Source organism: Rhodovulum sp. FJ3, assembly GCF_032918305.1.
In the GTDB taxonomy this organism is placed as follows: domain Bacteria; phylum Pseudomonadota; class Alphaproteobacteria; order Rhodobacterales; family Rhodobacteraceae; genus SAT37.
Genome location: NZ_JAWJUU010000003.1, coordinates 62,841 through 80,423, shown reverse-complemented (window position 1 = coordinate 80,423; position 17,583 = coordinate 62,841). Strand labels below are relative to the sequence as shown.

At 61.3% G+C, this 17,583-nt stretch carries 11 protein-coding genes and 4 tRNA genes; 8 read left to right on the top strand and 7 right to left on the bottom strand.

The window, feature by feature from the left end:
- Positions 1-9: 9 nt before the first annotated feature.
- The 6 genes from betC to R1W00_RS09360 form a co-directional block, all read right to left on the bottom strand.
- Complete coding sequence (gene betC, locus R1W00_RS09385; RefSeq protein WP_317262480.1) at positions 10-1,524, bottom strand: choline-sulfatase; 1,515 nt, start codon at positions 1,522-1,524, stop codon at positions 10-12.
- Positions 1,525-1,704: 180 nt separating this feature from the next.
- Positions 1,705-1,779: transfer RNA gene (locus R1W00_RS09380), tRNA-Gly, on the bottom strand.
- A gap of 29 nt (positions 1,780-1,808) precedes the next feature.
- Positions 1,809-1,883 (bottom strand) — tRNA-Gly (locus tag R1W00_RS09375).
- Positions 1,884-1,912: 29 nt separating this feature from the next.
- Positions 1,913-1,987, bottom strand: a tRNA-Gly gene (locus R1W00_RS09370).
- A 29-nt stretch (positions 1,988-2,016) separates the two neighbouring features.
- Positions 2,017-2,091: transfer RNA gene (locus tag R1W00_RS09365), tRNA-Gly, on the bottom strand.
- A gap of 163 nt (positions 2,092-2,254) precedes the next feature.
- Positions 2,255-5,698, bottom strand: coding sequence for a pyruvate carboxylase (locus tag R1W00_RS09360; RefSeq protein WP_317262479.1), 3,444 nt, complete (start codon positions 5,696-5,698; stop codon positions 2,255-2,257).
- 189 nt (positions 5,699-5,887) lie between these two features.
- Between R1W00_RS09360 and R1W00_RS09355 the strand changes: the two genes are divergently transcribed.
- Positions 5,888-8,338, top strand: coding sequence for an ATP-dependent helicase (locus tag R1W00_RS09355; RefSeq protein ID WP_317262478.1), 2,451 nt, complete (start codon positions 5,888-5,890; stop codon positions 8,336-8,338).
- Positions 8,339-8,843: 505 nt separating this feature from the next.
- Here R1W00_RS09355 and R1W00_RS09350 read toward each other — a convergent pair.
- On the bottom strand, positions 8,844-9,065 hold the full coding sequence (locus tag R1W00_RS09350; RefSeq protein WP_317262477.1) for a DUF1127 domain-containing protein: 222 nt from the start codon (positions 9,063-9,065) through the stop codon (positions 8,844-8,846).
- A 245-nt stretch (positions 9,066-9,310) separates the two neighbouring features.
- On the opposite strand from R1W00_RS09350, the gene R1W00_RS09345 reads away from it, so the two are divergent.
- The 7 genes from R1W00_RS09345 to R1W00_RS09315 all read left to right on the top strand — a co-directional run bounded on the left by R1W00_RS09345 (position 9,311) and on the right by R1W00_RS09315 (position 17,580).
- A complete protein-coding gene (locus R1W00_RS09345; RefSeq protein ID WP_317262476.1) occupies positions 9,311-10,402 on the top strand; it encodes an Mrp/NBP35 family ATP-binding protein in 1,092 nt (363 codons plus the stop codon).
- 583 nt (positions 10,403-10,985) lie between these two features.
- Positions 10,986-11,489 carry a division/cell wall cluster transcriptional repressor MraZ gene (gene mraZ, locus R1W00_RS09340; RefSeq protein WP_317262475.1) on the top strand — a complete coding sequence of 168 codons (504 nt, stop codon included), beginning with the start codon at positions 10,986-10,988 and terminating at the stop codon, positions 11,487-11,489.
- A 23-nt stretch (positions 11,490-11,512) separates the two neighbouring features.
- Positions 11,513-12,505, top strand: coding sequence for a 16S rRNA (cytosine(1402)-N(4))-methyltransferase RsmH (gene rsmH, locus R1W00_RS09335; RefSeq protein ID WP_317262474.1), 993 nt, complete (start codon positions 11,513-11,515; stop codon positions 12,503-12,505).
- The gene (locus tag R1W00_RS09330) at positions 12,505-12,864 is read left to right on the top strand and encodes a cell division protein FtsL (protein ID WP_317262473.1); all 360 of its coding nucleotides are present in this window, start codon (positions 12,505-12,507) and stop codon (positions 12,862-12,864) included. Before rsmH ends, R1W00_RS09330 begins: the two co-directional genes overlap by 1 nt.
- Positions 12,861-14,639 (top strand): penicillin-binding protein 2, encoded by a 1,779-nt coding sequence (locus tag R1W00_RS09325; RefSeq protein WP_317262472.1) that lies wholly within the window; start codon positions 12,861-12,863, stop codon positions 14,637-14,639. The genes R1W00_RS09330 and R1W00_RS09325 overlap by 4 nt, the downstream gene beginning before the upstream one ends.
- A 41-nt stretch (positions 14,640-14,680) precedes the next feature.
- Positions 14,681-16,144 carry a UDP-N-acetylmuramoyl-L-alanyl-D-glutamate--2,6-diaminopimelate ligase gene (locus R1W00_RS09320; protein WP_317262471.1) on the top strand — a complete coding sequence of 488 codons (1,464 nt, stop codon included), beginning with the start codon at positions 14,681-14,683 and terminating at the stop codon, positions 16,142-16,144.
- Entirely contained in the window at positions 16,144-17,580 is a 1,437-nt protein-coding gene (locus R1W00_RS09315; protein ID WP_317262470.1) for a UDP-N-acetylmuramoyl-tripeptide--D-alanyl-D-alanine ligase, read from the top strand. The genes R1W00_RS09320 and R1W00_RS09315 overlap by 1 nt, the downstream gene beginning before the upstream one ends.
- The last annotated feature ends 3 nt before the right edge of the window (positions 17,581-17,583 follow it).

Sequence of the window (17,583 nt, the reverse complement as noted above, 5' to 3'; positions counted from 1 at the left end):
CGGGCGGCGTTATTCACCGCGCGGGAAACGGGCGTTTTCCTCGACGACGTTCAGGTCCATGTGGTTGCGCATGTAGCGTTCGCTGGCCTTTTGCAGGGGCTGGAAGTCCCACGGGTAATAGCCCCCTTCGCGCAGGGCCTCATACACGACCCAGCGGCGCGCCTGACTTTCGCGGACCTCGGAATCGAAACGGGCAAGGTCCCAACGCGCCTCGGATTTGGCACGCAGGGAATTCAGCGTGCCCTGATGCGCGGGATCATCGGCAAGGTTGGTCATCTCATGCGGATCGGCGTCCAGATCGAACAGTTGATCGGGGTCGAGGGCACAGCGGTTGTATTTCCATTTGCCATAGCGCAGAGACACCATCGGCGCATAGGACGCCTCGGCCGCGTATTCCATCGCGACGGGCGAGGTGCGCTCGGTGCCATTGCCAAGGGGCACAAGGCTCTCACCTGTGGTCCACGGCATGACCTCATCCATGCTGACGCCCGCCAGATCACACAAGGTGGGGCAGATGTCGATGTTGGACACGGGCGCGGTGATCAGGCCCGGATCCATCTGGCCTGGCGCGCTGATCATGATCGGGACGCGCGCTGAGCCCTCATAGAAGGACATCTTGAACCACAGACCCCGTTCGCCAAGCATATCGCCGTGGTCCGACACAAAGACGATGACGGCCTCTTGGCGGGTGGCCTCTAGCGTGTCGAGGATTTCACCAACCTTGTCGTCCAGATAGGTGATGTTGGCGAAATAGGCGCGGCGCGAGCGTTCGATGTCCGTCTCGGTGATGTCGAAATCACGCCAGTTGTTGGCGTCAAAGATACGCTTGGAATGCGGGTCCTGTTCGTCATAGGGCAGGGCGGACACGGTCGGGTGCAGGTGTTCGCAGTCCTCATACATGTCCCAGTACTTGCGCCGCGTGACATAGGGGTCATGCGGATGGGTAAAGCTGACGGTCAGGCACCAAGGGCGCTCATCCTTGCCGCGGGCGTAGTCATAGATCTTGCGCGTGGCGTGATAGGCGACCTCATCGTCGTATTCCATCTGGTTGGAAATCTCGGCCACGCCTGCACCGGTGACGGACCCCATGTTGTGATACCACCAATCGATCCGCTCGCCCGGTTTGCGGTAATCGGGGGTCCAGCCGAAATCGGCGGGGTAGATATCTGTGGTCAGGCGTTCCTCAAACCCGTGCAACTGATCGGGGCCGACGAAATGCATCTTGCCCGACAAACACGTCTGATAGCCCGCGCGGCGCAAATGGTGCGCATAGGTCGGGATGGATGAGGCGAACTCGGCGGCGTTGTCATAGACGCGGGTCGCGCTGGGCAATTGGCCCGACATGAAACTGGCCCGACCGGGCGCGCAAAGGGGGCTGGCCGTATAGGCGTTCTGAAAGCGCGTGGATTGTTCGGCCAAACGGCGCAGGTTCGGCGTGTGCAGCCAGTCGGCGGGGCCATCAGGGAACAAAGTCCCGTTCAACTGGTCCACCATCAGGATCAGAATATTGGGGCGCGTCGTCATGCGGGTGTCCTATTCGCGGGTGTTTCGGCGTTCGACTACGACCTAGCCACGGGTTTATTGACTCGTCAATCAATAATCCTGACGTCCCTATTCCGACTGGGAAAATCGTTGTGATTTCGGGGGGTGGAAAACAAAAAACGCCGCGCGAATGCGCAGCGTTTTTTTGATCACTGGTCTGACTGGAGCGGGCGAGGCGATTCGAACGCCCGACCCTAACCTTGGCAAGGTTATGCTCTACCCCTGAGCTACGCCCGCATTCCGGTCAGTCCGGTTATGTCCCAAATTGGAGCGGGCGAGGCGATTCGAACGCCCGACCCTAACCTTGGCAAGGTTATGCTCTACCCCTGAGCTACGCCCGCATTCCGGTCAGTCCGGTTATGTCCCAAATTGGAGCGGGCGAGGCGATTCGAACGCCCGACCCTAACCTTGGCAAGGTTATGCTCTACCCCTGAGCTACGCCCGCATTCCGGTCAGTCCGGTTATGTCCCAAATTGGAGCGGGCGAGGCGATTCGAACGCCCGACCCTAACCTTGGCAAGGTTATGCTCTACCCCTGAGCTACGCCCGCTTCCTTTTGGTGTGAGCGGATTTAGAAGGTACGGCGGCGGGCTGCAAGTGGAAAATTGCAGGGGCGTCGAATTTTTTTGATCGAACCCTGTGTCTTGGGCCGAAACGCAAAACACCCCGCCACGGGGGCGGGGTGTTTCGATGTCTGTGGGTGCTTTTCGCGCTTATTCCAGCTCGACCAGCAGATCCTTGGCGTCGATCTGGTTGCCGGGTGCGATATGGACGGCCTTGACCGTGCAATCGCGTTCGGCATGCAGACCGGTTTCCATTTTCATCGCCTCGATCGTCAGCAGCAGGTCGCCCTGTTTCAGCTTTTGACCAACGGTGACGGCGACGCTTGCCACCGAACCCGGCATCGGCGCGCCGATGTGGTTCGGGTTGCCCAGTTCCGCCTTGGGGCGTTTGGCGACGGTCGCCTTGGCCTTGCGGTTGGGGACGCGGATCACACGGGGCTGACCGTTGAGTTCAAAGAACACCTTGGCATCCCCGTCCTCATTGGTTTCGCCGATGGCCTGCATCCGGATTTCAAGCGTCTTGCCCGGATCAATCTCGGCGCTGATCTCATCGCCCGGCTCCATGCCGTAAAAGAACGTCGGCGTGGGCAGGGTGCGCACGGGGCCGTATTGGCCGTGACGCTGGGCGTAATCCAAAAACACCTTGGGATACATCAGGTAGCCGTTCAGGTCCTCGTTATCGACCTCGGCCCCGTCAAGGCGTTCGCTGATCTCCTTGCGCTTGGCCTCTAGGTCGATCGGGGGCAGGGACTTGCCCGGACGGTCGAGGTTCGGCTTCTCGTCGCGCAGAACCTTTTTCAGGATCTTGTCGGGGAAACCGCCCGGGGGCTGGCCCAGATTGCCGCGCATCATGTCGATCACCGAGTCGGGGAAGGACACATCGGTTTTCGCGTCCTCGACCGCGTCGCGGGTCAGACCTTGGGACACCATCATCAGGGCCATGTCGCCGACCACTTTGGACGACGGTGTCACTTTGACGATGTCGCCGAACATCTGGTTCACGTCGGCATACATCTGCGCCACCTCGTGCCAGCGCTCCTCAAGCCCGAGGCTGCGCGCCTGTGCCTTTAGGTTGGTGAACTGACCGCCGGGCATCTCGTGCAGGTAGACCTCGGAGGCGGGGGCCTGTAGGCCGCTCTCGAACGCGGCGTATTGCAGGCGCACGGCCTCCCAATAGTCGCTGATCTCGCGGATGTTGCCGATGTCCAGACCCGTGTCGCGCTCGGTGTGGCGCAGGGCCTCGACGATCGTGCCAAGGGTTGCCTGCGAGGTGTTGCCCGACAGCGCGTCCATCGCGCAATCGACCGCATCCACACCGGCGGCCGAGGCCGCAAGAATCGTGGCCGAGGCAATGCCCGCCGTGTCATGGGTGTGGAAGTGGATCGGCAACCCGACCTCTTCTTTCAGCGCTTTGATCAGGATGCTGGCCGAGGCCGGTTTCAACAGACCCGCCATATCCTTGAGGCCCAGAATATGCGCGCCGGCCTTTTTCAGGTCCTTACCCATATTCACATAGTATTGCAGATCGTACTTGGCGCGGTTCGGGTCCAGAATGTCACCGGTGTAACAGATCGTGCCTTCGCAGATTTTGCCGCTGTCGATGACCGCATCCATGGCGACGCGCATGTTCTTGACCCAGTTCAGGCTGTCAAACACGCGGAACACGTCAACGCCGGTCTCTGCCGCCTGTTTGACAAAGCTCTCGACCACGTTGTCAGGATAGTTGGTGTAGCCTACACCGTTGCTGGCGCGCAGCAACATCTGCGTCAGCAGGTTCGGCATGGCGGCGCGCAGATCGCGCAGACGCTGCCACGGGCATTCCTGCAAGAAACGGTAGGCCACGTCGAACGTCGCCCCGCCCCAGCATTCCACCGAGAACAGGCCGGGCAGGTTATGCGCATAGGCGGGCGCGGCATTGATCATGTCTAGCGACCGCATCCGCGTGGCCAACAGGGATTGGTGCCCGTCGCGCATGGTCGTGTCGGTGATCAGCAGTTGTTTCTGCTCCTGCATCCACTTGGCGACGCCCTCGGGCCCTTCGGCCAGTAGAATGTCGCGCGTGCCCTTGGCCGGTGCCTCGGCATGCAGCGCGGGCGGCTTGGGGGCCTTGGCGTCCGCAGGTGGGCGCGGGCGGTTTTCGGTTTCGGGATGCCCGTTCACCGAAATGTCCGCGATATAGGTCAGGATCTTGGTCGCGCGGTCCTTGCGCGGCGCAAAGTTGAACAGTTCCGGCGTCTGGTCGATGAATTTCGTGTGGTATTCGTTGTTCAGGAAGGTCGGGTGTTTCAGCAAGTTTTCCACGAACGCGATGTTCGTCGCCACGCCGCGGATACGGAATTCACGCAGGGCGCGGTCCATACGGGCAATCGCGGCCTCGGGCGTTTGGGCCCATGCCGTCACCTTTTCCAGCAGGCTGTCATAATAGCGTGTGATCACCGCGCCCGAATAGGCCGTGCCGCCATCCAGACGGATGCCCATACCGGTCGCGCCGCGATAGGCGGTGATGCGGCCGTAATCGGGGATAAAGTTGTTCAGCGGGTCCTCGGTCGTCACGCGACACTGCAATGCGTGACCGTCCAGTTGCACGTCGTATTGGCTGGCGACGCCTGTCGCCTCGACAAGGGACTTGCCCTCGGCAATCAAGATCTGCGCGCGCACGATGTCGATGCCGGTGACTTCTTCGGTGACGGTGTGTTCCACCTGAACGCGGGGGTTCACCTCGATGAAGTAGAACTTGCCCGTTTCCATATCCATCAGGAATTCGATGGTGCCCGCACATTCATAGTTCACCTGTTCGGCGATGCGTTTGCCGAGGTTACACAGCTCTTCGCGCTGGGCGGGGGACAGATAGGGGGCGGGGGCGCGTTCGACCACCTTTTGGTTGCGCCGCTGAACCGAGCAATCGCGTTCCCACAGGTGATAGATATTACCAGCCTTATCGCCAAGGATCTGCACCTCGACGTGGCGGGCGCGCATGATCATCTTTTCCAGATAGCCTTCGCCGTTGCCAAAGGCGGCCTCGGCCTCACGGCGACCTTCGCGGACTTTTTCCTCAAGCTCATCCGCGTTCATGATCGGACGCATGCCGCGACCACCGCCGCCCCAAGACGCCTTGAGCATCAGGGGAAAGCCGATCTCGGTCGCTTCTTTGCGGATCGCGTCGAAATCATCGCCCAGAACCTCGGTCGCGGGGATGACCGGAACGCCGGCCTTGATCGCGACCTTACGCGCGCTGGCCTTGTCGCCAAGGGCGCGCATGGTTTCGGCCTTGGGGCCGATAAAGGTGATTCCGTTCGCCGCGCAGGCATCCACGAACTCGGGGTTCTCGGACAACAGGCCATAGCCCGGATGGATCGCATCCGCGCCGCATTCCTTGGCCACGCGGATGATCTCGGCAATCGACAGATAGGCCTGAACGGGGCCAAGGCCCTCACCGATGCGATAGGCCTCATCCGCCTTAAAGCGGTGCAGCGACAGTTTATCCTCTTCGGCGTAAACGGCGACGGTGCGTTTTCCCATCTCGTTTGCGGCGCGCATGATGCGGATGGCGATCTCGCCTCGGTTGGCGATCAGGATCTTTTCGAAGTTTGCCATGTTGGCCCTTTCCGGCTCACAGGGTTGATTTCGTGTATCACGTCTTGTATACAAGTTTTGGTATTTAACAAAACCGTTACACAAGTGGTGCCTGAAATGCTGCGACTGCGCAAGAAAAAACTTGCGTATGGCGGGAACATTGGGCGAACAAATCTTTAACTCTGGAATAGCTGCGGATAGATTGGGCGCATGAGCGTGATTGATGACGAAGACCCGTTTGAGGCCAGCGAGCGCCTGTCCCTCTCCCAACGTGCCATGGCGGCGCGTCCGACCCCCTATCTGGACGGGCTGAACCCCGCACAGCGCGAGGCGGTCGAGACGGTCGAGGGGCCTGTTCTGATGTTGGCCGGTGCCGGTACGGGCAAGACCAAGGCCCTGACGACGCGGATCGCGCATCTGATCTTTACCGGCAACGCCTATCCCAGCCAGATTTTGGCGGTGACCTTTACCAATAAGGCCGCGCGCGAGATGAAAAACCGTGTCGCCGGTATGCTGGGTGAGGGCGCCGAGGGCATGGCGTGGCTGGGCACGTTCCATGCGATCTGTGTGAAAATGCTGCGTCGTCACGCGGAACTGGTTGGGCTGAAATCCAACTTTACCATTCTGGACACGGACGACCAAATTCGCCTGTTGAAACAACTGGTTGTGGTGGCGGGTGTTGACGAAAAGCGCTGGCCCGCGCGGGGCTTGGCGGGGGTGATTGACGCGTGGAAAAACCGCGCGTGGACGCCGGAAAAGGTCCCGTCGGCGGATGCTGCTGCCTATAACAATCGCGGCACGGAATTCTACGCCCAGTATCAAGAGCGTCTGCGCACGCTGAACGCCGTGGATTTCGGCGATCTGCTCTTGCACATGGTCACGATTTTCCAGAACCACCCCGATCTCTTGGCCGAGTATCAGCGCCGGTTCCGCTATATTCTGGTGGACGAGTATCAGGATACCAACGTCGCCCAATATATGTGGCTGCGCCTGCTTGCGAGTGGTCACAAGAATATCTGCTGTGTCGGGGATGACGATCAGTCGATCTATGGCTGGCGTGGGGCCGAGGTGGGCAATATCCTGCGGTTTGAAAAGGATTTTCCGGGCGCGCATATCGTCCGGCTAGAGCAAAACTATCGCTCGACCCCGCATATTCTGGCGGCGGCGTCCTCGGTGATTGCGGGCAATGCGAACCGTCTGGGCAAGGATCTGTGGACCGCGGTCGAAGGCGGCGAAAAGGTCCGCCTGATCGGCCATTGGGATGGCGAGGAAGAGGCGCGCTGGGTCGGGGAAGAGATCGAGGCCCTGCAATCGGGCACACGGGGCATGGCGCCCATGTCGCTGGACCATATGGCGATTCTGGTTCGTGCCAGCCACCAGATGCGCGCGTTCGAGGATCGGTTCCTGACGATTGGCTTGCCGTATCGGGTGATTGGCGGTCCGCGCTTTTATGAGCGGATGGAGATTCGTGATGCCATGGCCTATTTCCGTCTGGCGGTCAGTCCGGGCGATGATCTGGCGTTTGAGCGGATTGTAAACACCCCCAAACGCGGTCTGGGCGACAAGGCCCAACAGAACATCCAGCAGATGGCGCGCATGAACGGCGTGTCCCTGTTCGAGGGCGCGCGCCTGTTGGTGGAGAGCAAGGGCATCGGCGGTAAGGGCGCGAGGGAACTGTCGCGCCTGATCGATGGTATTGCGCGCTGGCATGATGCGGTGATCGGCGCGGGGCCGGTGATTGATGAGGATGAGGGCGACCTGATCGACGATATGGACGCGCCCATGTCCCCGAAACGCTCGGTCTCCCATATCGAACTGGCCCAGCAGATTCTGGACGAATCCGGCTATACCGCCCATTGGCAGAACGACAAAACGCCTGAGGCGCCGGGGCGTCTGGAAAACCTCAAGGAATTGGTCAAGGCCTTGGAAAGCTTTGACAATCTTCAGGGGTTTCTTGAGCACGTCTCGCTGATCATGGACAACGAGACGGACGAGCACGGCGAAAAGGTCACGATCATGACGCTGCACGGGGCCAAGGGTCTGGAATTCCCCGCCGTGTTCTTGCCTGGGTGGGAGGACGGTCTGTTCCCGTCCCAGCGCAGCATGGATGAAAGCGGCCAGAAGGGTCTCGAGGAAGAGCGCCGTTTGGCCTATGTCGGGATCACGCGGGCCGAAGAGCTGTGCACGATTTCCTTTGCGTCTAACCGGCGCGTGTTTGGGCAGTGGCAATCGCAAATGCCGTCGCGCTTTGTCGATGAATTGCCGCCCGAACATGTTGAGGTTCTGACGCCGCCGGGTCTCTATGGGGGTGGCTATGGCGGGACGACCGGCGATTACGGGCGCGGCACGATCGAAGAGCGCGTTTCCAAGGCTGATGGTTATAACTCGCCCGGGTGGAAGCGCCTGCAATCGCGTAGTCAAAACCGTGGTCAGGCCCGCAGTATGTCCCAACCGCGTGAGGCCAAGGGGATCACCATCGACGCCACGGCGGTCTCTGTCTTCCGCAAGGGCGACCGCGTGTTCCACAATAAATTCGGCTATGGCACGGTCATGGGGATCGAGGGCGATAAGCTGGACGTTGAATTCGACAAGGCGGGCGCGAAAAAGGTCGTGTCGAAATTTGTCGTGGCGGCCGAACGCGCGGGCGACGTTCCGTTCTAAACCCATCACATGACGCATCAACGGGGCCGCGCGGGCAACTGCGCGGCCTTTTTCGTGTGATCTGACGTGCGGGCAATAAAAAACGGCGGCGCCAGGGAGGAGGAGAGGCGCCGCCGTTCTTTTGTACCAGACCCAGGGAGGAGGAGGGGTCCGATCCGGTGTGGCGCGGCCCGCGGGCGTTGCCGAATTAGGGTGCGGTGATGTCAGGGAGGAGGAGAGACATCACCGCAATTTCACGTCGACCCTCAGGGAGGAGGAAGAGGTCCGGCGTATTCGTCAGGGCGGGGTCATGTGGACCGGGCCCCAGTTATTAGGGGCGGTGATGTCAGGGAGGAGGAGAGACATCACCGCATTTTCACGTCGACCCTCAGGGAGGAGGAGGAGGACCGCCGTAACTGTGTGGGGCGTATGCCCCGAATTAGGGGGTGGTGACCTCAGGGAGGAGGAGGAGATCACCACCAATTTTCCAGAACGCCCAGGGAGGAGGAGAGGGCCCTCTGAATTCTTATTTTGGTTCGCCGTACGCGGCCTCAAGCGCCAGTCGGCGGATCATCGAGCGGTTGATGCCCAAGTCTGCCAGTTCCCGGCCCGACAATGCGCGCAGTTCGCGCACCGTGGTTTTGTACAGCTTGCGACGTGCCAGTTGGTGGCGCGCCAGTTCGACCGATTGGCGAACCCATTCACCAAAGCCACCTTGGGCGATGCGAATGTCGGTTGCGTGTGCCATAGTCGTTCTGTCTTTCGTCGCGGGTCGTTTGTTTGCGGTGGACTGTGTTGTCCGCTGCGTTGTGTTTATAAATACGCTTATGCTGCGCCTGCACAATGGGCAAAGGGACAACACCGATATGCATTTGCTGCATACGTCTGGGTGATTGAATTCGGGGCGGTTTGGCGCTTGTATCGGCGGGAAAAAGTGACTTTTGTCATTTGGAATGAAATTTAATGTCCTTCGGGGCACAGGGGCTGGGCAAAGTGGCTATCAATCGCGACACCGTACTTGACAAATTATCTGAGATTTCCGTGCCGGGCGGGGGTGATTTGCGCTCTCGCGACATGATCCGCGCGTTGACGGTGGACGAATCTGCGGTCCGTTTCGTGATTGAGGTGCCCGAGGGAATCGATTCCGCAGCTATGACGCCTGTGCATGCGGCGGCCGATGCGGCGTTGCGTGCGATCCCGGGCGTGGAAAACGTTTCCATCGTCATGACGGCACATTCGGGTGCGGCAAAGCCTGCTGCACCGAAACCTGCGGGCGGCGCGGCGCCGTCGCTTAAAATCGGGCAGCACCCGACGCCCGGTGGTCCGCAAAAGGTGCCCGGCGTGAACCGGATCATTGCCGTCGCGTCGGGGAAGGGTGGGGTCGGTAAATCGACCGTCTCCTCGAACCTTGCCGTGGCCTTGGCGCGTCAGGGCAAGCGCGTCGGTCTGCTGGATGCCGATATCTATGGTCCGTCCCAGCCGCGCATGATGGGGGTCAGCAAACGCCCCGCGTCGCCGGATGGCAAAACCATCATCCCGCTTCAGGCCCATGGCGTCACGATGATGTCGATTGGTCTGATGGTCGATCCTGATCAGGCCGTCGTCTGGCGTGGCCCGATGTTGATGGGCGCGCTGCAACAGCTGTTGATGCAGGTTGAATGGGGTGAATTGGACGTGCTGATCGTCGATTTGCCGCCCGGGACGGGTGATGTGCAACTGACCCTTGCGCAGAAAACCCATCTGTCGGGCGCGATTGTTGTCTCGACGCCCCAAGACGTGGCCCTGATCGACGCGCGCAAGGCGCTGGACATGTTTGACAAGATGAAGACGCCGATCTTTGGCTTGATCGAGAATATGTCGATGTTCGTCTGTCCTGATTGCGGGCATGAGGCGCATATCTTTGGCCATGGCGGCGTCGCGGCCGAGGCGCAAAAGCTGGGCGTGCCTTTGCTGGGGGCGTTGCCGATTGCGCTTGAGGTGCGCTTGGGTGGTGACAGTGGTCAGCCTGTCGCGGCGGGTGAGGGGCCGATGGCTGACGCCTATATGCAGATCGCGCGCGGCCTGATTGACGGCGGGATCGTCTGATCCGGCTCTGATCCGGGAAAATATGGAACTGGCTCTGGGCCCATGGGAAACCATGGGCCTTTTGCGTATTTGGGCGGAGTTGCACGTTCGGGTGCGGTTGATTGCGCCTGATTTTTAAGGCATTCGATGTGCGCGCTAAATTTTTTGCATTTTTCTGGGAAATCGCGGGAATGCGAAAATGGGCCAAAATATGGCGATAATTCGTTGTTGGCTGTCTATATGTTGTGTTTTTACGGTCTGAGGGTCAGTGAAAATCAACAGTTTGCGTCGGTTCCCCGCGATTCTTCCCATAAAAACCTATTGCTTTCCATGAATTCCCGTGGCATCCCTAATACATCAGATGAGGACGGGCTAATTGGGGCGCACAAGACCCCGAACAAGGCAAAGTCAGGTTTCATACAGGCACCCGCTTTCATCACAAAAGAGATCCGGCGCGTGGGCGAGCAGACATCCCCCCAGGTGGCACGCGCAGTCGGACACCCAGGAATGGGACGAGGGCGGCGGATTGGGCAGTGGCAGCAGCTCAATCCGTCGTTTTCGTTTCAGCGACGGTTAACAGCGAGTGTAGAGGAGCGTCGGGACAGTGGCGCGCAGGTTCAGAGGCGAAAGCCAGCACAAGGTGGACAGTAAGGGTAGGGTGTCGATCCCGTCCTTCTTTCGTCGTGTGCTTGAGGCTGGTGATCCTGACTGGACCGAGGGTCTGCGCCCGCAACTGGTGATCGTCTATGGCGACCATCGCCGCAAGTTCCTTGAATGCTATACCATCGAAGCCATCGACGAGGTCGATGACAAGATTTCCAAACTTCCGCGCGGCTCGATTGAGCGACGCATGCTGGAACGTCTGTTCCACGGTCAGTCCATCCCGACCGAGGTTGATGGCGACGGGCGTCTGGTTCTGCCGCAAAAGCTGCGCGAAAAGATTGGTCTGGACAAAGAGGCGTTCTTTATCGCCTCGGGTGACACCTTCCAGATCTGGCATCCCGAAACCTATGAACAAGAAGAACTGGCCAAGACCGAAGCATGGCTGGATGAACTGCCCGAGGGCGTTGATCCCCTCAGCTTTCTTGACGGTGTCGGAGGGGCATAGGTATGACCGGGGCGGACAATTCCATGTCTGATGATCCGCACATTCCCGTTCTCTTGCGTCCGTTGATTGCGGCCGTGTCTCCGGTGTCGGGGGCGTGGCTGGATGGGACGTTTGGGGCGGGCGGTTACACACGCGCCCTTTTGGATGCGGGCGCGGATGTGGTCTATGGCGTTGACCGTGACCCGATGGTGTTTGACATGGCGGCCCCGTGGGCGGGCGAATATGGCGACCGGTTGCGGTTGGTCGAAGGCACCTTTTCCGAACTCGACGAATACCCCGACGCGCCGCTGGACGGTGTGGTTCTGGATCTTGGTGTGTCGTCGATGCAGCTGGACATGGCCGAGCGCGGGTTCTCCTTTATGAAAGACGGCCCCCTAGATATGCGGATGAGCCAATCGGGACCCAGCGCGGCCGATATGGTCAACACCGCCGACGAAACCACGCTGGCCGATATCCTGTATCATTATGGTGAGGAACGCGCCTCGCGCCGGATTGCCCGCGCGATTGTCGAGGCCCGCAAGGAACAGCCGTTCGAGACCACGCTGCAACTTACCAAGGTGATTGAGAAATGCCTGCCCCGTCCCAAGCCGGGCCAGAGCCACCCCGCTACCCGCAGTTTTCAGGCAATCCGCATCGCGGTGAACGAAGAGCTTGATCAACTGGTTGCGGGTCTTGAGGCGGCGGAGCGCGCGCTAAAACCCGGTGGGCAATTGGCCGTTGTGACGTTCCATTCGATTGAGGACCGGATCGTAAAACGCTTTTTCCAAGCGCGTTCCGGTGGGGGCGGGCGGGCCAACCGCTATGCGCCCGAGGTGCAGGAAGATGCGCCGCAATTCACCCTGAAATCGCGCCGCGCCATCGGGCCGGACGATCAGGAACTGGACGAAAACCCGCGGTCCCGCTCGGCCAAGCTGCGCGTGGGGATCCGCACCGAGGCCCCGTCGGGCCCCGTTGATCGCAGCACCCTGGGCCTGCCGGGCCCGTCGGGACCCAAGAAAGGCAAGGGGAGACGATAATGCGCAGTATGTTCTATGTTCTCTCGGCGTTGGCGGTCATGGGGTTGGCGTTCTGGGCCTATCAGGAAAACTATCGCACCCAAAACGCGATCCGTCAGGCCGAACGCCTGCAAGGGGACATTGGCGAGCTGCGCCAGACCTTGGCGATCCTGCGTGCCGAATGGGCCTATCTGAACCGGCCCGAGCGGCTGATGGATCTGGCCGAGATCAACTTTGACCGGTTGGGCCTGTTGCCGCTGCGCCCTCAACAATTCGGTCGTGTGGGGCAGGTGGCCTTTCCTGCCGCCGAACTGCCCGATCTGCCCCCGATCAGCGATCCGGTCGAGGTGATTGGCCGGTTTGAGGAGGACGCCCAATGATCCGCACGCCGCTTCGCCCGCTCGCCCGCATTCTGGACGCCCGCGCCAAGGGGCAGAACCCCGATGCGATTGAACGCGAAAACCTGCGCGTGCGCCACGAACAGATGCGCGATCAGTCCCGCGGCCGCGCCGAGGGGCGGTTGTTGATTCTGGGCGCTGTGTTCCTGATGGCCTTTGGCACTGTGGGCGCGCGCATGGGCACCCTGTCGGCTAGCACGCCCGAGGAACCCCGCACCGCCTATACCGGCAGTTCGATCTTGGCCCAACGCGCCGATATCACGGACCGCAACGGCAATATCTTGGCGACGAACCTCGCCACGCATTCCCTGTATGCCCAGCCGCCCTTCATGATCGAAAAGGAACGCGCGGCGCGAAAACTGGTCGAGATTTTCCCCGATCTGGACGAAAAGCGCCTGATCAAGGATTTCACCGGCAAGCGTAAGTTCCTGTGGATCAAAAAGAAAATCAGCCCCGAGCAGATGCAGCAGGTCCATGATCTGGGCGAGCCCGGTCTGATGTTCGGCCCGCGTGAGATGCGTCTGTATCCCAACGGCAGCCTTGCCGCGCATGTTCTGGGTGGCACCAGTTTCGGGCGCGAAGGCGTCCACAGCGCCGAGGTCATCGGCGTTGCCGGTGTGGAAAAGGCCTTTGACAGCTTTCTGCGCGATCCCGCCAATGGCGGTGAGCCGCTGCGCCTGTCGCTGGACCTGACGGTACAGGCCGCGACGCGCCGTATCCTTTACGGCGGCATGAAACTGATGAACGCCAAGGGCGCGACGTCGATCATGATGGATGTGCACACGGGCGAGGTGATCTCGGTCGTGTCTCTACCGGATTTCGACCCGAACGACCGCCCGCGACCCCTGACCACCGGCGATCAATCCGATAGCCCCCTGTTCAACCGCGCCGTTCAGGGCGTGTATGAACTGGGCTCGACCTTTAAAATCTTTGCCGTCGCCCAAGCGATGGAGCAGGGCATGATCACGCCCGACACGATGATCGACACGCAGGGGCCGTTGCGTTGGGGTAAGTTCCGGATCAATGATTTCCACAACTATGGGCCCGAGCTGACCGCGACCGATGTCATCGTCAAAAGCTCGAACATCGGGACCGCGCGTTTGGCGCAACAGATCGGTGCCGAGGATCAGCGCGCCTTCCTGACCAAGCTGGGCCTGTTGGAACCCACCGCGCTTGAGATGGTCGAGGCCCCGTCGATCAAACCGCTTTTGCCGCCGAACTGGTCCGAGCTGTCGGCGATGACGATTTCCTATGGCCACGGCCTGTCGGCAAGCCCGATGCATCTGGCCGCCGCCTATTCGACCATTGTGAATGGTGGATACAAGGTTGAACCGACCCTGTTGGCCGGTGGTCGTCCGCGTGGTGAACGCGTGATTTCCGAAGCGACCTCTGCGGCGGCGCGCGACATGCTGCGTCAGGTGGTCGTGCGCGGCACCGCCAGTTTCGGGGAGGTCGAGGGCTATCATGTGGGCGGCAAGACCGGCACCGCGGACAAGCCCAAGCCCAACGGCGGTTACTATGAGGATAAGGTCATCGCGACCTTTGCAAGCGTCTTTCCCGCCCATGATCCGCGCTATGTCCTGATCGTGACGTTGGACGAGCCGGTGGAAACCTCCGGTTCCGAACCCCGCCGCACCGCCGGTTGGACCGCCGTGCCCGTCGCCGCCGAGATCATCCGCCGCACCGCGCCCCTGTTGGGCCTGCGACCAGAGATTGAACCCCGCCCCGTCTATGAGTTAACACGGGTCAACAACTAGGCGACGGAGAAGACATCGTGGGGCAGGTCGGTACGAAAACCTTGGCTGAACTCGGACTGACCGCAAAGGGCCTGCGCGAGGCGCAGATCACCGGTCTGGCCGTCGATAGCCGCGCAGTCAAACCCGGATTTCTCTTTGCCGCCCTGCCCGGAACGCGGGTGCATGGGGGCGAGTTCATCCAATATGCCCTGCGGATGGAGGCGGGCGCGATCCTGACCGATGCCGAGGGCGCGCGCATCGCCGCCGATGTCATCGCCGAACATCCCGACGTCGCCATCATCATCGCCGAGGACCCGCGCCAGACGCTGGCCTATGCCGCCGCTCTGTGGTTCGGGGCGCAGCCGGACAAGATGATCGCGGTCACCGGCACCAATGGTAAAACGTCCGTCGCGACCTTTACCCGCCAGATCTGGCAGCTGAACGGGCGCGCCGCGATCAACGTGGGTACCACGGGGGTTGAGGGCGATTTTACCACGCCTTTACACCACACCACGCCGGAACCGATCACGCTGCACCGTGTGTTGTCCGAGGCCGCGAATGCGGGCATCAGCCACGCCGCGATGGAGGCCTCATCGCACGGCTTGGCGCAAAAACGTCTGGATGGGGTGACCCTGTGTGCGGCGGGGTTCACGAATTTCACGCAGGATCATTTGGACTACCACGACAGTTTCGAGGCCTATTTCGACGCCAAGGCCGGTCTGTTCGGTCGCGTTTTGCCCGACACCGGCACGGCGGTGATCAACACCAACGACCCGCGCGGTGCGGACATGGCCGAGGTCGCCCAGATGCGCGGCCAGACCGTGGTGCGTGTGGGGTCGGATGAGGACTGCGATCTGCGTCTGTTGGGGCAACGGTTCGATGCCACGGGGCAGGACATGCGCTTTGACTGGCGCGGGCGTCCGCAACAGGTGCGCCTGAACCTGATTGGCGGGTTTCAGGCGGAAAACGTCTTGCTGGCCGGTGGTTTGGCCATCGCGTCCGGCGAAGAACCGGGTGAGGTCTTTGCCGCCATGTCGCATCTCAGCACCGTGCGGGGCCGGATGCAACTGGCCGCGACGCGCGACAATGGGGCCGCCGTGTTCGTCGATTACGCCCATACGCCCGACGCCTTGGCGACCGCGCTACGCGCCCTGCGTCCGCATGTGATGGGCCGTCTGGTCGTCGTGTTCGGCGCAGGCGGGGACCGCGACACATCCAAGCGTCCGTTGATGGGCCAAGCCGCCGCCGAAAACGCCGATGTGGTCTTTGTCACCGATGATAACCCGCGCGGCGAAGATCCTGCCGACATCCGTGCCGCCGTGATGGGTGGTTGCCCCGAGGCGACGGAAATCCCCGACCGTGCCGAGGCGATTTTGCGCGGCGTCGATGCGCTTGGCCCTGGTGATGCGTTACTGGTGGCAGGCAAGGGGCATGAGACCGGCCAGATCATCGGCGACGATGTGTTTCCCTTTGACGATGTAGAACAGGCCAGCGTCGCGGTTGCCGCGCTGGATGGGCATTTGTGATGACGCATTTGTGGACGGCTGAAGAGGCCGCGCGCGCCACCGGCGGACGGGCGATTGGCGATTGGGCCGTGGATGGCGTGTCGATCGACACCCGCACGATTGCGGCGGGCGAATTGTTTGTCGCGCTGAAAGACGTGCGCGACGGGCATGATTTCGTGGCACAGGCCTTGGCGAACGGGGCGGGGGCCGCGATGGTGTCCCGTGTGCCGGACGGCGTGGCGGACGACGCGCCCCTGTTGATCGTGGATGATGTGTTGCCCGCGTTGGAACGTCTGGGCATCGCGGCGCGTGACCGTACGGACGCTCGCGTGGTGGCGGTCACCGGTTCGGTCGGCAAGACCTCGACCAAGGAAATGTTGCGCCTTGTCCTTGGCGGGCAGGGGCGGGTTCACGCCGCCGAGGCAAGCTATAACAACCATTGGGGCGTGCCCCTGACACTGGCGCGGATGCCTGCGGACACCGAATATGCGGTGATCGAAATCGGGATGAGCAACCCGGGCGAGATCGCGCCGCTGGCGAAACTGGCCCGCCCGCATGTCGCCCTGATCACCACGGTTGCCGCCGCCCACCTAGAGGCGTTTGACGACCTGTCGGGCATCGCACGGGAAAAGTCCACGATCTTTGAGGGGCTAGAGCCGAACGGGATCGCGATCATCAATGCCGATCTGGATGTGACGCCGATTTTGGATGCCGCCGCCGATGCGGTGGGGGCCAAAAAGGTGCATTTCGGCACGGTAAAGAGCGCGCCATATCACCTTGATGCCGTTGATATGAAGGCGGATACGACCATTGTGCGTGCCGCCCTGAATGGTGCACCGTTTCTGTTCAAGCTTGGCACGATGGGCCGCCATTTCGCGATGAATGCGCTGGCCGTTCTGGCGGTCGGGGATCAGTGGGACATCGACCCTGCGCTGGCGGCGGTCGATCTGTCCGCGTGGCGTCCCGTGGGTGGCCGTGGCACACGGGAGCGCATCATTCTGGACGATGTCGAGGACGGCCTGTGGTTTGACATGTTTGACGACGCGTTCAACGCCAACCCGACCTCGTTGCAGGCGGCGCTGCAGGTGCTGGCGGCCGCGACCCCCGATGACGGGGTGGGGCGCATCGCCAAGGGACGGCGCGTCGCGGTTCTGGGCGATATGCTGGAACTCGGCCCCGAGGAATTGGATCTGCACCGCGCGGTAGCCGATGATCCGGCCCTGAAAAAGGTGGATGTGGTCCATTGTGTTGGCCCGCGCATGCGCGCGCTCTACGACGTTTTGCCGACCGCACAGCGTGGCCACTATGCGCCCTCTGCCGATGAGATGGTCAAAGAGGCCCACGCCATCGTGGATGCGGGCGATGTCCTGCTGATCAAGGGCTCAAAGGGCAGTAAGGTATCACGCGTGGTTGACGCGCTCAGGAAATTGGGACATCCGGTCGCGACGGATGAATAAGGG

Excerpts from the sequence above, each read along its gene's own strand:
- rsmH (WP_317262474.1), top strand. The coding sequence starts at position 11,513 with ATGTCTGATGATCCGCACATTCCCGTTCTCTTGCGTCCGTTGATTGCG.
- R1W00_RS09330 (WP_317262473.1), top strand. The coding sequence starts at position 12,505 with ATGCGCAGTATGTTCTATGTTCTCTCGGCGTTGGCGGTCATGGGGTTG.
- R1W00_RS09355 (WP_317262478.1), top strand. The coding sequence starts at position 5,888 with ATGAGCGTGATTGATGACGAAGACCCGTTTGAGGCCAGCGAGCGCCTG.
- R1W00_RS09315 (WP_317262470.1), top strand. The coding sequence starts at position 16,144 with ATGACGCATTTGTGGACGGCTGAAGAGGCCGCGCGCGCCACCGGCGGA.
- R1W00_RS09325 (WP_317262472.1), top strand. The coding sequence starts at position 12,861 with ATGATCCGCACGCCGCTTCGCCCGCTCGCCCGCATTCTGGACGCCCGC.
- betC (WP_317262480.1), bottom strand. The coding sequence starts at position 1,524 with ATGACGACGCGCCCCAATATTCTGATCCTGATGGTGGACCAGTTGAAC.
- R1W00_RS09360 (WP_317262479.1), bottom strand. The coding sequence starts at position 5,698 with ATGGCAAACTTCGAAAAGATCCTGATCGCCAACCGAGGCGAGATCGCC.
- R1W00_RS09350 (WP_317262477.1), bottom strand. The coding sequence starts at position 9,065 with ATGGCACACGCAACCGACATTCGCATCGCCCAAGGTGGCTTTGGTGAA.